General features: G+C 69.9%; 12 protein-coding genes, 1 tRNA gene and 1 pseudogene. 10 read left to right on the top strand and 4 right to left on the bottom strand.

What is annotated here, in order from left to right; genetic code table 11:
* The first annotated feature begins 228 nt into the window (after positions 1 to 228).
* The 7 genes and pseudogenes from AB0O40_RS11905 to AB0O40_RS11875 all read left to right on the top strand — a co-directional run.
* Positions 229 to 444, top strand: a complete 216-nt coding sequence (locus tag AB0O40_RS11905) for a DUF6243 family protein (RefSeq protein ID WP_365038706.1) — start codon at positions 229 to 231, stop codon at positions 442 to 444.
* Positions 445 to 517: 73 nt separating this feature from the next.
* On the top strand, positions 518 to 2722 hold the full coding sequence (locus tag AB0O40_RS11900; protein WP_365038703.1) for a VCBS repeat-containing protein: 2205 nt from the start codon (positions 518 to 520) through the stop codon (positions 2720 to 2722).
* A 227-nt stretch (positions 2723 to 2949) separates the two neighbouring features.
* Positions 2950 to 3474: a hypothetical protein gene (locus AB0O40_RS11895; protein WP_365038700.1), complete on the top strand. Its 525-nt coding sequence runs from the start codon at positions 2950 to 2952 to the stop codon at positions 3472 to 3474.
* A 191-nt stretch (positions 3475 to 3665) separates the two neighbouring features.
* Positions 3666 to 4007 carry a hypothetical protein gene (locus AB0O40_RS11890; protein ID WP_365038697.1) on the top strand — a complete coding sequence of 114 codons (342 nt, stop codon included), beginning with the start codon at positions 3666 to 3668 and terminating at the stop codon, positions 4005 to 4007.
* A gap of 257 nt (positions 4008 to 4264) precedes the next feature.
* On the top strand, positions 4265 to 4987 hold the full coding sequence (locus AB0O40_RS11885; protein WP_365038694.1) for a hypothetical protein: 723 nt from the start codon (positions 4265 to 4267) through the stop codon (positions 4985 to 4987).
* A complete protein-coding gene (locus AB0O40_RS11880; RefSeq protein ID WP_365038691.1) occupies positions 4984 to 8370 on the top strand; it encodes a hypothetical protein in 3387 nt (1128 codons plus the stop codon). Before AB0O40_RS11885 ends, AB0O40_RS11880 begins: the two co-directional genes overlap by 4 nt.
* Before the next feature lie 192 nt (positions 8371 to 8562).
* A pseudogene (locus tag AB0O40_RS11875) lies at positions 8563 to 8865 on the top strand (site-specific integrase); the annotation flags it as partial.
* 49 nt (positions 8866 to 8914) lie between these two features.
* Here the strand turns inward: AB0O40_RS11875 and AB0O40_RS11870 are convergent.
* Positions 8915 to 8988 (bottom strand) — tRNA-Gly (locus AB0O40_RS11870).
* Between the two features lie 472 nt (positions 8989 to 9460).
* On the opposite strand from AB0O40_RS11870, the gene dcd reads away from it, so the two are divergent.
* Complete coding sequence (gene dcd / locus AB0O40_RS11865; protein ID WP_365038688.1) at positions 9461 to 10042, top strand: dCTP deaminase; 582 nt, start codon at positions 9461 to 9463, stop codon at positions 10040 to 10042.
* 8 nt (positions 10043 to 10050) lie between these two features.
* The gene (locus AB0O40_RS11860; RefSeq protein WP_365038686.1) at positions 10051 to 10548 is read left to right on the top strand and encodes a phosphoribosyltransferase; all 498 of its coding nucleotides are present in this window, start codon (positions 10051 to 10053) and stop codon (positions 10546 to 10548) included.
* Between the two features lie 76 nt (positions 10549 to 10624).
* Here the strand turns inward: AB0O40_RS11860 and AB0O40_RS11855 are convergent, their stop codons facing one another.
* The gene (locus AB0O40_RS11855) at positions 10625 to 11578 is read right to left on the bottom strand and encodes a Yip1 family protein (protein WP_365038683.1); all 954 of its coding nucleotides are present in this window, start codon (positions 11576 to 11578) and stop codon (positions 10625 to 10627) included.
* 296 nt (positions 11579 to 11874) lie between these two features.
* Here AB0O40_RS11855 and AB0O40_RS11850 point away from each other — a divergent pair, with 296 nt between their 5' ends.
* Positions 11875 to 12888, top strand: a complete 1014-nt coding sequence (locus AB0O40_RS11850; protein ID WP_365038681.1) for a hypothetical protein — start codon at positions 11875 to 11877, stop codon at positions 12886 to 12888.
* A gap of 103 nt (positions 12889 to 12991) precedes the next feature.
* On the opposite strand, the gene AB0O40_RS11845 is transcribed toward AB0O40_RS11850, so the two are convergent.
* Together AB0O40_RS11845 and AB0O40_RS11840 are read right to left on the bottom strand one after the other, a co-directional pair.
* Positions 12992 to 15259 carry a (Fe-S)-binding protein gene (locus tag AB0O40_RS11845; RefSeq protein WP_365038678.1) on the bottom strand — a complete coding sequence of 756 codons (2268 nt, stop codon included), beginning with the start codon at positions 15257 to 15259 and terminating at the stop codon, positions 12992 to 12994.
* Between the two features lie 107 nt (positions 15260 to 15366).
* Positions 15367 to 15930, bottom strand: coding sequence for a sugar transferase (locus AB0O40_RS11840; protein ID WP_365038675.1), 564 nt, complete (start codon positions 15928 to 15930; stop codon positions 15367 to 15369).
* Positions 15931 to 16164: the final 234 nt, after the last annotated feature.

The following is a 16164-nucleotide window of genomic DNA, read 5'->3' as shown; positions in this document are numbered from 1 at the left end:
AGGGGTACCAAAACTGCAACCGGATTCGACGTTAGCACGGCGTCGCGGATCGGGTGCGGGAAATTGTTGTTTCTGCGCGGTCGCCGCAAAAAGCCTCCGGGCGGGGGCGGTCACATCCTCACACCGCGACCACAGGTATTCCGCCGCGGCGGGGCGGGCCCGGCCCGTGGTGCCCGCGGTCCGCGGAGCCGGGTAACGTCGTGGCCATCGTCTTCACCGGGAGAACCCGTGACCAAGAGCAAGAACATCAACAACCCCATCGGCCAGGGCGGCGGCCAGCGCAAGCGGCTGTCCCGCGCCGAGCGGGCCGCCAACGGCCCGCACCGCAACCTCGACCGCCGGGGCGCCGCCGACCAGAAGGCGGAACTGGTGCGCAAGATGCGCGAGAAGGCCGCCGTGGCCGAGGGCGCCGACCAGCCGGACGGCGACACCCCCCAGAGCTGACCCGTACAACCTTCCGGCCGTTCGGGGGTCTCGAATGGGTGGGCGCACGGTGCGCCCGACGCCTTCGGGAGGAATGTTCGTGCCCCTGGCCCGTTCGACGCGGCGCCGGCTCGCCGGCTCCGTCACCACTGTTCTCGCCGTCACGCTCGGGACGACCGCGGCGGTCGTCCCCGCGTACGCCGCCCCGCCGGCCGCCGGGGTGCCCGCCGCCGAGGCGGCTGCGGCCGCAGCCGCGGCCCCGGTCGTGTACCCCAAGGGCGCCAAGCTCTCCGGGGCCGGGGTCACCGGCTTCCTGACGACCTCCCCCGCGGGCATCACGTCCTTCCACCGCTACTCGGACGGCGGCGGTCAGGGCTACGACGGCCCCGTCCACCTGCGGTCCACCGCGACGGCCGACTTCCTGGTGTTCCCGGGGCACTACGCGATCACCCAGCGGGCCATCGGGCGCAACGGCATCCTCCAGGTCCCCGTCGGTTCCCGGCCGGGTGACGCGCGGTGGGCGGGCGCCGCGGGCGACGCCGTCTTCACGACCGCCGACACCCCGGCGGGCACGGTGCTGCGCAAGTACGTCGACGAGGCGCCCGTGGTGACGGTCACCGGCCTGCCCGCCGACGCGACCGCCGTCATGGTCAGGCCCGCCACCACCGCCCAGGCCATGGTCACCTACACGCAGGGCGGACAGAGCCGGTGGGGCCTGCTCGACCTCGCCACCGGCGTCCTGGTCCCCGGCGCCTCCGCGACCCGTCCGCAGGCGTTCTCCCCGACCCGGACGGCCTGGTCCGCCGCCTCGGCGACGGACCGGGGCCCCCGGGTCCTCGTCGCGGACCGGGCCACCGGCGCCGTCCAGGAGGCCCCGGTACCCCAGGAGCCCTCGCAGGGCCTCCTCCAGGTCGGTCTGGCCGGGGACTGGGTCGTGTACGCGCAGAAGGACGGCATGGACCTCGGCGGGCCCAACGCCCACCAGGCCGTCACGGCCCACCACCTGACCACCGGGACCACGGTCAAGGTCCTCGACCACGCCCACGAGTTCACCGCCGCGCCCGACGGCAGCCTGTACGTCCGGGGCGGCCTGGTCGGCCGGGGCGAGGGCGTGTACCGGCTCGCGGACACCGGCGGCGACTCCCTGTCGGCCGAGCAGGTCGCGGCGACCGGCGAGCCCACCGAGGTCGTCGCCACGGGCGCCACCGTGCCGCCCGCGGTGCTCGACCTGGACCGGACCGACGGCTTCGACTTCAGTTGGACGTTCTCGCGGGAGGTGCGGGAGTCCCGGCTCGTCGTCCGCCACGTGCGGACCGGCCGGACCCACACCATGACCTCGCAGGCCGGCACCGCGGCGCCGGTCTTCGGCTGGAACGCGAACAACTGGGACGAGGACGTCCCCAACGGCGCGTTCACCTGGGAGCTGACCGCCGAGCCGGCCAACGGCATCGGACCCGCCGTCACCGCCCACGGTGGCTTCACGGTCGTCCGCGCGGCCCAGCCGCACGACTTCGACGACGACGGCAGCCCCGACCTGCTCAGCCGGGACTCCGCCGGCCGGCTGTGGCGGACCGGCCTCTTCTACCGCCCGATCGACACGGGACGAGGCATCCACGAGGCCGGGGCCAGGACCTCCCTCGGGACGGGCTGGGGCGGCTACGACCGGCTCGAGGCTGCCGGGAACCTGGGCGGCACGCCGGTCGGCGACCTGCTGGCCCGCGACCGGTCCGGCGTGCTCTGGCTGTACCAGGGCAAGGGCACCGGCGGCTTCGCCACCCGCGTGAAGGTGGGCGGCGGCTGGCAGGTCTACGACAAGATCACCGCCGGTGGCGACCTGACCGGCGACGGCCGCACGGACGCGCTGGCCACCGACGCGTCCGGCGCCCTCTGGCTCTACCGCGGCACCGGGAACGCCACGGCGCCCTTCCTGGCCCGCAGGAAGATCGGCAGCGGCTGGGGCGTCTACAACGACGTCACGGCCGTCGGGAACATCGCGGGCGCCCCGGCGGGCGACCTGGTCGCCCGCGACAAGGGCGGTGTGCTGTGGCTCTACCTGGGCAGGGGCGACGGCACCTTCGCGTCCCGGGTGAAGATCGGCGGCGGCTGGAACGCCTTCCGTCCGCTGATCGCCGCCGGCGACGCGGACGGCGACGGCCGCCCGGACCTGATGGCCCTCGGCACGGCCCGCCAGACGCCCCGGCTGTACAAGGGCACCGGCGACTGGAAGGCGCCGTTCCGGACCGGCGAGGCCATGTACCTGGACCATGTCACCGCGAACACCGCGGACTTCGTGTTCTGACCCGCCCGCACCGGGCGCGGCCGGCGCCGCCCCCGCACCCCGCCGGACGGCGGGGGCGCCGGCCCGCGATCCCCGCCGACCGGCGGGTGCCGCCCCGGCCCGCGATCCCCGAGGATCGTGGCACCGGCGGCGCACGCCGTCCGGTGCCCGTCCGAGGAGATCGCCACCCCCGTAGTGGCGGGAGGGTGATCCGATGTCCGACCGCACGCCCGGGCCGGGGTGCTGACGTGGCGGCGGACGCCATGGTCGAGCACGAGTGCGTGCGGGCGGCCTGGGAGGGCTGCCGGGTCCTGGACCGCGGGGCCTCCGAAGCGGAGTACCGCCTGGTGCGGCAGCACGTCCGGCTGGCGGCGGCCGTCCACGGCGTGCAGGAGCTGCGCCGGGCCACGGTCTTCCTGATCGGGGTGGTCGTCGCCGGGCTGACGGCGGGCCTGGACCGCGGGGCGCGCGCCGCCCGCCTCGACGGGCTGGTCGCCCTCCTCCCGCACGCGGTGCGCAGGCTGGCGGGTCTGGAGCTGGGCGACCGGACGCAGGTGCCCATGGTCGTGGGCGTGTTGGCCGCGGCCACGATGGACCTGGACGTCGTGGCGTGGCGGGACGGGTTCGGCGAGATCTCCCCGTCGGAGGGCCTGCACCACCACTTCACCCTGTGGCTCCTGGCCGATCTCCACGACTCCCTCCTCGCCCACCCCGGCGCCACCGACACCCTCGTCCGCACCACCCTCGCCCGCCGGGAGACACCACTCACCTGACCCGTCCGGGCCGGCAACGCCGGGTCGCGGGCGCGACGGGTGTGTCGTGCGCCGGATGAAGGATTCTCCTTCGGCCGGTGGTGATCGAATACGTCCGCGACCGGTCTGCCCGGGTGCCCGGCCCTCGCGTACGGCGTGGCCGCAGACGTGCGCCCGCGCCGATTCCGCCCCCTCCGACGTAAGGAACTCCCGTGCGCCTCCGCCGTCTCACGCCCGCCCTCGCCGCGCTCGCCCTCGCGCTGGCCCTGCCCGGCTCCGCCCACGCGGCCACCGGCACCTTCACCGCCCACTTCTTCGCCGGCGGTGACGATCAGACGGCCGAGCTGACCGACCCCGCCGACGACACCTGCCACGACCTGGCGGACGACTCCGGCGCCAGCGGCGCCATCAGCTCCGCCGAGAACGCCACCGACGCGACCGCCACGCTCTACGACAACGACGGCTGCACCGGCACCACCACGGTCCTCGCCCCGGGCGCAAACGCCGGCGACACCGGCTTCCGCTCGGTGAAGTTCACCACCGCGACAACCTGACCCGAGTGCCCAGGGGCAGACGAGCCTCGTCGGGACTGCGATTGATCGCTGGAGGGAGTATCCGACGGCTGTCGACGCCAAGCGTGCCTGGAAGAAGTCCCCTGCCCCTGGTGCCTCTGGACTCACTGCGAGCGGGGTATGCATTTGGCATATCCCCTTCACGGTTTCCAGAGTGTCGCCGCAATTTCAAGACATCGCCTGCAGCAGCCTCTTGGCCATCTATGATGCTCACTCGATGGGCGCGCGACGGGGGGTCGATGACGACGCAATCATCTTCCGAAGGCATCATGGCTGATGAGCGTGAACGCATGCTGGACACCGTGTTGGGGCCGGTCAGTGAGGCGTACTACGCCGAGCGCGTCCGATCAGGCAGCGGGGCACGGGCCCGGGCGCAGGCGGCCCAGTCCACCGTCACGTTGTTTGCGGGCGGCATCGTGGCGGCGCTGACCTTCACCCAGCTCGCTGACCGGCCATTGAGTACGCAGGTGGTCGGCGTAGGAGCGGTGGCCATGTGGCTGTTTGCCGCCGTCCTCTATCTGCGTGCAGTGGCGCAGCCGGTGGGGGCCTTGGCCGGGCCCAGCCATGCGCGCGACCGGTTGGACCTGCTCAACGCTGTGCTGAAGAGGGCTGACGACGAAGCCGCGCAGGTCGACAAGCGACAGAAGCATGCGAACTGGGTGGTCATGGGGGCGTTGGCCGTCAGTGTGCTCACGATCGGGCTCGCGGCGATCGGTGGGCCGAAGGAGGAGAAGGCATCCGGATCGGTTGTCGTATCACCTGCCTATGTGCAGAGCGTCCGGGCGTTGTGTGCCAAGAAGGGCGGGCAGGTGATCGGCGGCCAGATCGACAAGGCCTCGCTCGGCAGTCCCTTTCTGAGCATCACGGTAACCTCCGAGGAATGCGGCGGTAAAAAGGGCGAGGAAACAGAGCTGGTGATTCCTAAGTCCGCCATCCAGGCAATTGCAATGGAAGGGGAATGACCATCGAAACGGGTGCAGTCCTCCATCTCTTGTGCTTTACACCGCTTGTCCAGCGCGAATCCGCGCTCGAGACCGTGCGATCCGTTCACGCCAGACACGATCGAATAGACGGCATCCTCGTGCTGGGCTCCTGCGCCGACGAGCCGCGACACGTGACTCCTGCCGAGACCGATGACTTCCTCGACATCGTGATGTTGGAGTGCTTGGAGGCCGGCGCAGAGCGGTTACCTCCCGTGGTGCCCGTGCCGGGACGGCACGACGTCCGCCGGCTCGGCCCCGGCCACGGAATGCTCACCAAAGCGCTCACCCGCTATTGGAGCGACACGGAGCGAGGGCTGTGGCGGGGTGATGAGGCGGACATCGTCGAGGCCCTGCGCGATGCCGCGTTGTCCGACTTCGTCGCGTGGTCCGAACCCCGTGCGACCTTTCCGCAATGGCGATCGGGCGTTCTGCCGGGCGAGGGCTCCGTCAGGCTCGGGACGAGCGCTGGCACCCTCGGCCTCGTCGTCGCGAACACCGTCTTCCGCATGGCGGTACCCGACAGCACTGCCGACATGGCCACCTGCACCTCGGGACAACTGGACAGCGCGGTCGGTGATGAGTACCTCAGTTGGGCCGGCGCGAACGACCTCACGCTCGTGGTCGCGGGCCACTCTGCGGTCGTTCCGAAGGCACTGGCACCTGTGCTGCCGAAGACCGTGCTGATCGCTCCCGACGGTGAGTCCGACCGGTCCGGTTCGGCCTCGCGGTGGCTGGTCACTTCTCGTGGTACGACGCGCCAGCACAGGCTTCTGCGGGTGGAGTTCGCGGGTGCCGGACGACCGAAGGTCCGTGATCTCGCAGCGCCCCCCGCTGAGCAGCCGGTCCCCCTGCCGAGTCCCAGGCGCATCGTCAACCTCGCCGCGGTGGCCGGCCAGACCGCACAGGCGGCTTACGACGAGCAGAGTGCGGTGGCGGACTTCTACCAACAGATCGGCACCGGTCGGATGATCCTGGTGGCCGTCTCGGGCGTCCATGGTGAGAGCAGCCCCTTCGACACCGACGCGCTCACCCGGCTGTTGACGCAGGCGGTGTACGGCGAGGTGCCGGAGCCGGCGCCGACCGCCTCCGAGATCTGGAGCACCGCCCTCGCCGAACTGGGCTCCCGGACGGTCGACCAGCACGTCGCCGCGCTCCGAGGAGCGGACGTCGAGTCCACGAACGCCGCACGACGGGTCCTGCAGAGCCCTTGGTGGCGCATCTACGACTTCACGGCCACCGACATCTTCTCGTCGCTGCTTGAAATCGACCCGCTGACCGCGGAGACCAGTACGTTCGTCGATGCCTTGATGCGCAAACCTGCGGCAGGTAGCGCCACGGTCGAGACGGTCGCCATGCACGGCAACCCCACCGGTCCCGGAGCCCTCGACTTCACCATTCCGGCGGACGACGACCTCTCGCCGCGCGCTCTGTGGTTCCGGAGGTTGAAGGCGGAACTGCTGACTCATCCCGCGGCGTTCATGGCCGCCTCCCCCAGCAGCCGGTCGCTGTGGAACACCCTCGCCCTCACCCAGCCGCAGACCGAAGCGGGGCAGTTCCCCCGATTCCTCATTACGGTCCCGGGGACCGCGGCGGAGCGCGCCCGGATACGACGGGCCGGGCTGACGCACATCCAGGTCCCTCCGCACGAGTTTGCGATGCAGCAACTGCGGCCCGGACTGGAGATACTCCAACAGGGCAAGAAGCGACTGGCGGACATTCGAGTCGGTGCACGACGTGGCTCCGGAATCAAGCTCGTCTCGTCCCTCGTGGACAACGCACCGACGGGCAGCGTGGAGTTCCTGAAGGGGCAGGACCCGACGTGGGGCGATGTCAAGGACGGCTTCGCCGTGAAGCTCTCGATCACCGACCGCATCCGTGCCGGTGCCCGTCCTGCCGAGGACGGAAGGCGCAGGATCCTCCTGGTGGAGGGCCGGGCCGGCTCGGGCAAGACCACTGCCCTCATGCAGTACGCGTACGAACTCCACCAGGCGGGGCGAAGCGTGGCCTGGATCGACCGTGAGGCGACCGATCCGCTGCCCAACCTGAAGGCACAGGCGCTCAGCATATCGGCGGACGCCATCTTCGTAGACGATGTCGACATCTTCGGAAGCCTCGGTGCCTCCCTGCTCAGGGAGCTCAGCAATGGTGGCAAGGTGCTGGTGGTCGCGGCGATCCGCACGAGCCGTTCCGACGAACTCGACGTCACCTTCCAGTCCCGTCGGGTGTCGGCAGACGAGCCTTTGAAGGACGAGGACCTGGGGCACATCGTCGACGTGCTGCACCTGCACGGTCTGCCGGGGATACTCAAGAAGCAGAAGCTCCGACCCGAGAAGATCGACAAACTGCGGGAGCTGTGTGACCGCAGTCTGCTCGCGGCCATGATCCAGGTGGTCACGGGCAAGCGCTTCGAGGAGAAGGTCGCCAGTGAGTACCGCGAACTCGATCCCGAGCAGGTTTCGGTCTACGCGACCGTGTGCGTCTTCGAAGCTGCCATCGTCTTCAAGAAGCGTGGCATCGAGCAGGAGGACCTGCTTCAGATCGTCTCCGGCCCGGGTGCCCCGAAGCCCTCACTGAACAGGGCGATCATCCGGCTTGTGGACAGGCGCTTTCTCACCCTTGCCCCGGACGGGACCGTACGGTGCCGGCAGCGCACCATTGCGGACACCGTGGTGGACACGGTCCTCAAGAAGAACAAGAACCAGCTGGCCGCCGTCATCGAGCACCTGCTGAGGTTCTACGCGCAGTACGCGGCTGACGTGAAGGACAACGACGACCCCTATCGCAGGATCCTGATCCGGTTGCTGAGCCACTCCCTCATGGTGTCGCTCCGGCTCGATCCCACCCAGGTCCGGGGCATTTACAGCATCGTGCACGAACTGCTCCAGGACAATTTCCACTACTGGTTGCAGCGTGGTGAGTACGAGCTCGAACGGGGTGATCTCGGCATAGCCGAGAACCATCTGGAGACCGCCCAGGGATGTGAAGGAGGGGCGACCGATCACTTCGTCCTCACCGCCTGGAGCGCGATACGACTGCGCCGGTCCACTGAGCGCCCTGCCGACGGCAGCCTGCGTGACCGGGCGTTCGAGGCCATAGGCGTGCTGGAGGATGTCACGCGGCGCCACGGTGGTGCCTCTCCGCACTCCTTCTCGGTGATCGCACGACGGGGGACCGAGTGGGTCGAGGCGTGCGAGGTGTCGCTGCCCGTGGGGCAGGTCGACGACACCCTTCGCCGGATCCTGGCAGCCGTCGAGGTCGGCCGACGGTTCTGCAAGGACAACCATGAATTCATGCGCATCGCAGACGAGTTCGAGCCGAAGCTGAACCGGCTCCTGGAGCGCAACAAGGGAATTCCGTTGTAGTGCTCGGCGGCGGTGCCGTCTCCCTGCCACTGGGAGACGGCGCCACTCCGCCGGGCGCGTCGCGTGACACGTCGAGCCGTGCGCGAACCACTGGCCCAGATAGTGGAACAGCCCCAGGACCCCTTCGGTCCAGAGAGCTGACGGCGAAAGTCGACGATCCCCTGACAGGGAGTGCGCGATACACCGGCCGGCAGGGGGGCGCCCTTCCGCCGTACGACGTTCGGTCGGAAGTGGAAGAAGGCGCGTAAGGCGGCAGGGCTGCCGGACTCGTTCACCTTCTACGACCTGCGCCACACCGGGCACACGCTCTCGACGCAGTCGGGCGCGACGCTCAAGGACACGATGGTGCGGGCCGGGCAGTCCTCGGAGAAGGCCGCCATGATCTACCAGCACTCGGACCGCGAGCGGCAGAGGGAAGTGGCGGCCGGTATCCACGCCCGTGTGCAGGCCCTGCGGTCCAAGGCTTCTGGCACGGATCTGGCACGGGAGCGGTAGGCGTTCGAGGCAACCAAAAGCCCCAGGTCGCTGACCTGGGGCTTTGTCGTGGAGCGGATGACGGGAATCGAACCCGCGCTATAAGCTTGGGAAGCTCATGTTCTACCATTAAACTACATCCGCATGGTGCATCAGTTGTGTGTGATGCATCGTCGCACACTGTACCCCATGGGCGGCCCCCGGTGAATTTCCGGTGGGCCGTTTCGTCGTTGCGCGGTCGTGGAGCGGTGTGGGGGGCGGGAGTTGAGGCGTACGCTCGGCGGGCGGAGTGCCGTGTGGAGCGGGCTCCGGTTCATCCCCTAATGTGGCGATTCGTCGCAGTCGGCTCGGTAGGGGAAAGGGACTCGATGGACTCGATGGAGCACACCGTCGTCCGTTGTGCCGGAGGGCACGTGTTCAGCACCGCTTCGTTCCCGATGCAGCAGCTCGGGGCCGGACGGATCGGCCCGGCGCGGCTCATCCGGTGTCCGCGGTGCGCCCGGCTGCGGCATGCGGTCCGGATCAAGCGGTAGCGGCGGGTCCACCCGTTCGGACCTGGGGCGCGCGGGCCCGTCCTGATTGGGGCGGGGCCGTGCGCCGTGCGTATCCTCGGGACGTGCTTCTCTCAGACAAGGACATCCGGGCCGAGATCGACAGCGGACGGGTGCGCATCGACCCGTTCGAGGAATCGATGGTGCAGCCCTCCAGCATCGACGTACGTCTCGACCGGTTCTTCCGGGTGTTCGAGAACCACCGCTACCCCCACATCGATCCGGCCGAAGAGCAGGCCGATCTCACCCGCATGGTCGAGCCGGAGGGGGACGAGGCCTTCATCCTCCACCCGGGCGAGTTCGTGCTGGCGTCGACGTACGAGGTCATCTCGCTGCCCGACGACATCGCGTCCAGACTGGAGGGGAAGTCCAGCCTGGGCAGGCTGGGGCTGGTCACGCATTCCACGGCCGGGTTCATCGACCCCGGCTTCTCGGGCCACGTGACCCTGGAGCTGTCGAACCTCGCCACGCTCCCGATCAAGCTCTGGCCGGGGATGAAGATCGGGCAGCTGTGCATGTTCCGGCTCAGCTCGCCCGCCGAGTTCCCGTACGGAAGCGAGCGGTACGGGTCGCGGTACCAGGGCCAGCGCGGCCCGACGGCATCGCGGTCCTTCCAGAACTTCCACCGCACCGAAGTCAGGAAGTGAAGGCCGGTATGAGTGCAGTACGCGAATCCCTGACGTACGACGGCTTCGGCCGCGCGGTCCGTCAGCTGGCGCAGACCATCGCCGACGACGGCTACGAGCCGGACATCGTGCTGAGCATCGCGCGCGGCGGTGTCTTCGTGGCCGGCGGCCTCGCCTACGCGCTGGACTGCAAGAACATCCACCTGGTGAACGTGGAGTTCTACACCGGCGTGGGCACCACCCTCGAGATGCCCGTCATGCTGGCGCCCGTCCCCGACGCGATCGACTTCTCCGACAAGAAGGTCCTGATCGCCGACGACGTGGCCGACACCGGCAAGACCCTCAAGCTCGTGCACGACTTCTGCGTGGGCAACGTCGCCGAGGTCCGCTCCGCGGTCATCTACGAGAAGTCGCACTCCCTGGTGAAGTGCGAGTACGTCTGGAAGCGCACGGACGACTGGATCGAGTTCCCCTGGAGCGTCGAGCCGCCGGTCGTGCAGCGCGCGGGCCAGGTCCTGGACGCCTGAGCCGAGCTGCCGTACAGCAGTGGGAAGGGCCCCGCCGGAGTGATCCGGCGGGGCCCTTCCGCGTGCGTACGAGGGGCTAGATCGTGCCCAGCTTGATGAGCGACAGGAGGGCGACCAGCTGGATGGCCGAGGCGCCCAGCGCCTTGGGCCAGGGCAGGTCGTGCACCTTGCTGATCAGGGAGGTGAAGAGCGCGCCGGCGGCCAGCCAGGTGATCCAGCCGAGCACCTGCACCAGGCCGTTCTCGCCGCCGAGGAAGATCGCGAAGAGCAGCCGGGGGGCGTCGGTGACCGACATGACCAGCATCGACAGGCCGACGGTGGGCTGCCAGGAGCCGTCGCCGCCGAACTGGCGGGCCAGGGTGTGGGTGACCGCGCCGAGGATCAGCCCGCAGACCACGAAGGCGATCCCGGTCGAGAGCACGATCGGCACGGCCTTGGAGAGGGTCGCGTTGATCGCGTCGTCCCGGGCCCCGTCCAGGCCGAAGACGGCCAGCAGCCCGTAGACGAAGGTCACCGTCAGGGCCGGGGCCCAGACCTGGTGGTCGCGCATCTGGAGGAAGGTCGCGCCCGGGCGCATGACGATGCCCTTCAGCAGCTCCTTCCAGGGCAGCCGCGGGCCGGCCGGGGCCGCCGGGGCCTGGCCGGCCCGGTAGGTGGCGCCGTCGCCGTAGGGGTCCTCACCGACCGAGAAGGCCTGGGTGTGCCCCGCGTCGTTCGCGTACGCGTCGTAGGAGCCGCCCTGGCCGCCCGGCGGCCGGCCGTGGTCCTCGCCGTACGGAGCGCCGCCCCGGGGGCCGTAGCCGCCGCCCTGGGGAGCCTGCTGGTACGGGTCGAAGTACTCGGGCTCGCCGTGTTCGCCCGGGCCCTGCTGGGGCCACTGCTGCTGCGGGGTCCCCTGGGGCGGGTACTGCTGCTGCGGGTACCCCTCCCGTCCGTACGGGGGCACCTGCTGCTGCCCGTACGGCTGTTGCCGAGGGGGTTGTTGGGGGGTGCGGTTGTCCCGGCCGCGTCCGATCCTGAATCCAGCCACGTGATCGAACGTACCTGGTCGGGCGGGGGCCGGTGGGCGGGCGGCCGGAAGACGGGGCCATTGCGGCTGACCTGTGACATCCCTTAGGGGGACCCTGACGGGCCAGCCCCCGCCCGTTTTATGTGGTCTGTACGGGTTTACAGGGCTGCGGGAGACTCTGGGGCTGGTCGTTACATTGCCTACGGATTGCCTAGATATTCGGTCCGTACCTTCGTTCATGTCGCCGCCCCAAGGGGCCACGCAAGAGGCCCGAAACCGAAGCCCACGCCTCACGAACGAAGCCACGAGGAACCACCATGCGCGCCATCCGCCGTACCGTCCGCACCGCCGCCCTCGCCACCGGCACCCTCGCCGCCCTGGCCCTGCCCGCCCAGGCCGCCATGGCCGACTCGCCGGCCCAGCCGGCCGGGCAGACCCAGGACCAGGCCCGGCCCGGTCAGGACGAGGTCACCCCGGAGGTCCTGCCGGGCACGGACGACGTCAAGCCGGAGGTCCTCCCGGAGATCCAGCCGCCGGTGAAGCCCGAGACGAAGCCGGAGACCAAGCCCGAGACCGGCAAGAAGCGGGTCTTCGTCACCACCGTCAAGCTGGCCGACGGCTCGGTCGCCAAGGTCTACAAGCTCGGCCCGAACCACTTCGAGGCCGTCCTCTCCTACAAGGGCGTCGTCCAGGACACCCTGGTCAGCAAGGACGGCAAGCCCGCGTACGGCCAGAACAACGGCCTGCACGTGGTCCTCCAGCCGAACGGCACCGTGACCTCCTGGGTCGAGGGCGCCACGAAGCCGGACCAGAACCGCAAGCCGCACAAGCCCCAGCAGCACAAGCGCGCCTCGGTCACCAAGATCACCATGCCCGACGGCCGCATCGCCAAGCTCATCAAGGGCGCCCAGGGTCCGCGCGTCGAGCTCTCCATGCCGAACGGCAACCACCTCGGCACCCTCGACCTCAAGCACCGCAGCGCCCTGAACGACGGCTGGACCTACAAGATCGTCATGGACGGCAAGAAGGCCACCTTCGTCGTCATCGACGGCAAGAACGGCGGCAACAGCTGGGTCTACGACTTCGACGGCAAGCTGATCGCGCAGTACAAGGTCGACCGCCACGGCAAGAAGACCCCCCAGCCCGTCAAGCCGGTCAAGCAGGCCGAGCGCACCGTGGTCGTCCCCAAGGGCGGCGTGAAGGCCGGCGCCGAGGGCGTCGAGCAGGGCTCCTCCGACACCCCGAAGCTGGTCGCCGCGGGCGGCGGCATGGCCGCGGCCGGCGCCGCCGGGCTGGGCTTCGCGCTGCTGCGCCGGGGCCGCCAGAACTGACCCGGCCACGGGTCCCGCAGACGGACGGACGGCCGGTCCTCGCCACGGGGGGCAGGACCGGCCGTCCGTCTGCTGTCTCGCAGGCCTCGGCAACCCGTACGGGCTACTGCGCGGGCTCCGGCTCCGGCGCCACCGCGTCCTCGCCGTCCGACTCCGGCTCCGCCGGGGTCTTCACGGACTCGAGCAGCAGCTGCGCCACGTCCACGACCTGGACGGACTCCTTGGCCTGGCCGTCGTTCTTCTTGCCGTTGACCGAGTCGGTCAGCATGACGAGGCAGAACGGGCAGGCGGTGGAGACGATGTCCGGGTTGAGGGACAGGGCCTCGTCGACGCGCTCGTTGTTGATGCGCTTGCCGATCCGCTCCTCCATCCACATCCGCGCGCCACCGGCGCCGCAGCAGAAGCCCCGCTCCTTGTGGCGGTGCATCTCCTGCTGGCGCAGGCCCGGGACGGCCGACATGATCTCGCGCGGCGGCGTGTAGACCTTGTTGTGACGGCCCAGGTAGCAGGGGTCGTGGTAGGTGATCAGGCCGTCGACCGGGGTCACCGGCAGCAGCTTGCCCTCGTCGATGAGGTGCTGGAGCAGCTGCGTGTGGTGGATGACCTCGTAGTCGCCGCCCAGCTGCGGGTACTCGTTGGCGATGGTGTTGAAGCAGTGCGGGCAGGTGGAGACGATCTTCTTCGCCGACTTCGGCTTCTTGGTCGACTCGTCCTCGTCGTCCTCGCCGAACGCCATGTTCAGCATCGCGACGTTCTCCTGGCCCAGCTGCTGGAACAGCGGCTCGTTGCCCAGGCGGCGCGGCGAGTCACCGGTGCACTTCTCCTCGCCGCCCATGATCGCGAACTTGACGCCCGCCATGTGCAGCAGCTCGGCGAAGGCCTTGGTGGTCTTCTTGGCCCGGTCCTCCAGGGCGCCGGCGCAGCCGACCCAGTAGAGGTAGTCGACCTCGGACAGGTCCTCGACGTCCTTGCCGACGATCGGGACCTCGAAGTCCACCTCCTTGGTCCACTCCACGCGCTGCTTCTTGGCCAGGCCCCAGGGGTTGCCCTTCTTCTCCAGGTTCTTGAGCATCGTGCCGGCCTCGCTGGGGAAGGCGGACTCGATCATCACCTGGTAGCGGCGCATGTCGACGATGTGGTCGATGTGCTCGATGTCGACCGGGCACTGCTCCACGCACGCACCGCAGGTGGTGCAGGACCACAGCACGTCCGGGTCGATGACGCCGTTCTCCTCGGCGGTGCCGATCAGCGGGCGCTCGGCCTCGGCCAGCGCGGCGGCCGGGACGTCCTTCAGCTGCTCCTCGGAGGCCTTCTCCTCGCCCTCCATGGTCTTGCCGCCGCCGGCCAGCAGGTACGGGGCCTTGGCGTGCGCGTGGTCGCGCAGCGACATGATCAGGAGCTTGGGGGAGAGCGGCTTGCCGGTGTTCCAGGCGGGGCACTGCGACTGGCAGCGGCCGCACTCGGTGCAGGTGGAGAAGTCGAGGATGCCCTTCCAGGAGAACTGCTCGACCTGGGAGACGCCGAAGACGTCGTCCTCGGCCGGGTCCTCGAAGTCGATCTCCTTGCCGCCGGAGGTCATCGGCTGGAGCGCGCCGAGCGCGGAGGCGCCGTCGGCGTTGCGCTTGAACCAGATGTTCGGGAAGCCGAGGAAGCGGTGCCAGGCCACGCTCATGTTGGTGTTCAGGCCCACCATGATCATCCAGATCATGGAGATGCTGATCTTCAGCGCGGCCACGCCGTACATGACGTTCTGCTGGGTCTCCAGCGAGAGCCCGCGGAAGGCGGCGACCAGCGGGTACGAGGCGAAGTACGCGAACTCGTAGCCGTCGACGTGGTGCAGCGCGCCCTCGAGGCCGCGCAGGGTGATGATCGCCAGGCCGATGCTGAGGATCACGTACTCGACGAAGTACGCCTGCCAGGCGGTGGAGCCCGCGAAGCGCGACTTGCGGCCGGCCTTGGAGGGCAGCGAGAGCAGCCGGATGACGATCAGGACCAGGATGCCGAGGACGGTCATCAGGCCGATGAACTCGGTGTAGAGCTCGAAGGGCAGCCAGTCGCCGACCCACGGCAGCAGCCAGTCCGCCTTGAAGAGCTGCCCGTACGCCTGGACGAGGGTGGGCGGCAGCGTCAGGAAGCCGATGGCCACGAACCAGTGCGCGAAGCCGATGATGCCCCACCGGTTCATCCGCGTGTGGACCAGGAACTCCCTGGTCAGCGTGATGGTGCGGGCCTTCGGGCGATCGGTGCGGCTGCCCTTCGGGACGGGCTGGCCGATCTGCACGAACTCATAGATCGACGCAATGGCTCGGCAGAACAGCGCGACGCCGACCACGGTCAGGACCAGCGACACGATGATCGCGGCGAGTTGCATTGGGGGCTCCTCGGGCGGGCACTTACTAAGCGGTAACTTATTCAGTCAACTGAGGTTACCCACTCTCCGCGCCGCACTGTAGCCGTGCGGGCGGTGATCTGTGTCGCTCAGGCCGCCCTTCCTTGCGCGGCTGGGGTGCGCTTCGAGTGCGGCGCCCGGACGCGGAGCGCCGCGCGGGGCGTCTGGGCGAGGATCGCGAGGTCCATCCCGAGCCAGTGGTGCTCGACGTAGTGCAGGTCGAGCAGGGCCATCTCCTCCCACGGCAGGTCCGACCGGGCGCTCACCTGCCACAGGCCGGTCATACCGGGGCGTACCAGGCCGCGCTCGCGGGGGGCTCCTGCGCCGGGGGGCAGCGGCCGGGGACCGACCAGGGACATCTCGCCGCGGAGCACGTCCAGCAGCTGGGGGAGCCCTTCCAGGGCCCAGGGGCGCAGCCAGGCCGCCCTCGTGGTGCGGAAGAGGTGCCTGCGGTACGTCCGGCCGCCGAGGCCCGCCGCGGGCTCGCGGGTGAGGGGGGTGCCGCGCTCGGCCAGGGCCACTGCGGCCGCCAGGGCCAGCAGGGGGAGCAGGGCGACGGCCAGGACCAGCGCGGCCCCGGCGGCGTCGAAAGCCCGCTTGGCCGTGCCGGGTGCGGGGCGCCGTACGGCTGCGGGCAGGGTGATGGCGCGCATCCCGCCACGGTCTCGCCGGGGCTCCGGTGGCCCTCGCGCGCCGCGCAAGCGGGTCCCCCGCTCGCCGCGATTTTTCCCCCACCCCGCCCCTTCCCGAAACCGGGGCTCCGCCCCGGACCCCGCGCCTCAAACTCCCCCAGCTACCGCTGGGAGGTACCCCCAGCGAGGCTGGAAGGGCAACCTCCGGTGAGGCTCGCCCTGAGCGTAAGGGTGGCGTAAGAGTTGAGTCGCCTC

The sequence above is a fragment of the Streptomyces sp. NPDC089919 genome, assembly GCF_040684615.1.
GTDB lineage: Bacteria > Actinomycetota > Actinomycetes > Streptomycetales > Streptomycetaceae > Streptomyces.
This window is presented reverse-complemented; position numbering and strand designations above follow the sequence as displayed.

Coding starts and splice junctions, on each gene's coding strand:
- AB0O40_RS11845 (WP_365038678.1), bottom strand. CDS start 15,259: ATGCAACTCGCCGCGATCATCGTGTCGCTGGTCCTGACCGTGGTCGGC.
- AB0O40_RS11900 (WP_365038703.1), top strand. CDS start 518: ATGTTCGTGCCCCTGGCCCGTTCGACGCGGCGCCGGCTCGCCGGCTCC.
- AB0O40_RS11840 (WP_365038675.1), bottom strand. CDS start 15,930: ATGCGCGCCATCACCCTGCCCGCAGCCGTACGGCGCCCCGCACCCGGC.
- AB0O40_RS11880 (WP_365038691.1), top strand. CDS start 4,984: ATGACCATCGAAACGGGTGCAGTCCTCCATCTCTTGTGCTTTACACCG.
- AB0O40_RS11850 (WP_365038681.1), top strand. CDS start 11,875: ATGCGCGCCATCCGCCGTACCGTCCGCACCGCCGCCCTCGCCACCGGC.
- AB0O40_RS11885 (WP_365038694.1), top strand. CDS start 4,265: ATGACGACGCAATCATCTTCCGAAGGCATCATGGCTGATGAGCGTGAA.
- AB0O40_RS11860 (WP_365038686.1), top strand. CDS start 10,051: ATGAGTGCAGTACGCGAATCCCTGACGTACGACGGCTTCGGCCGCGCG.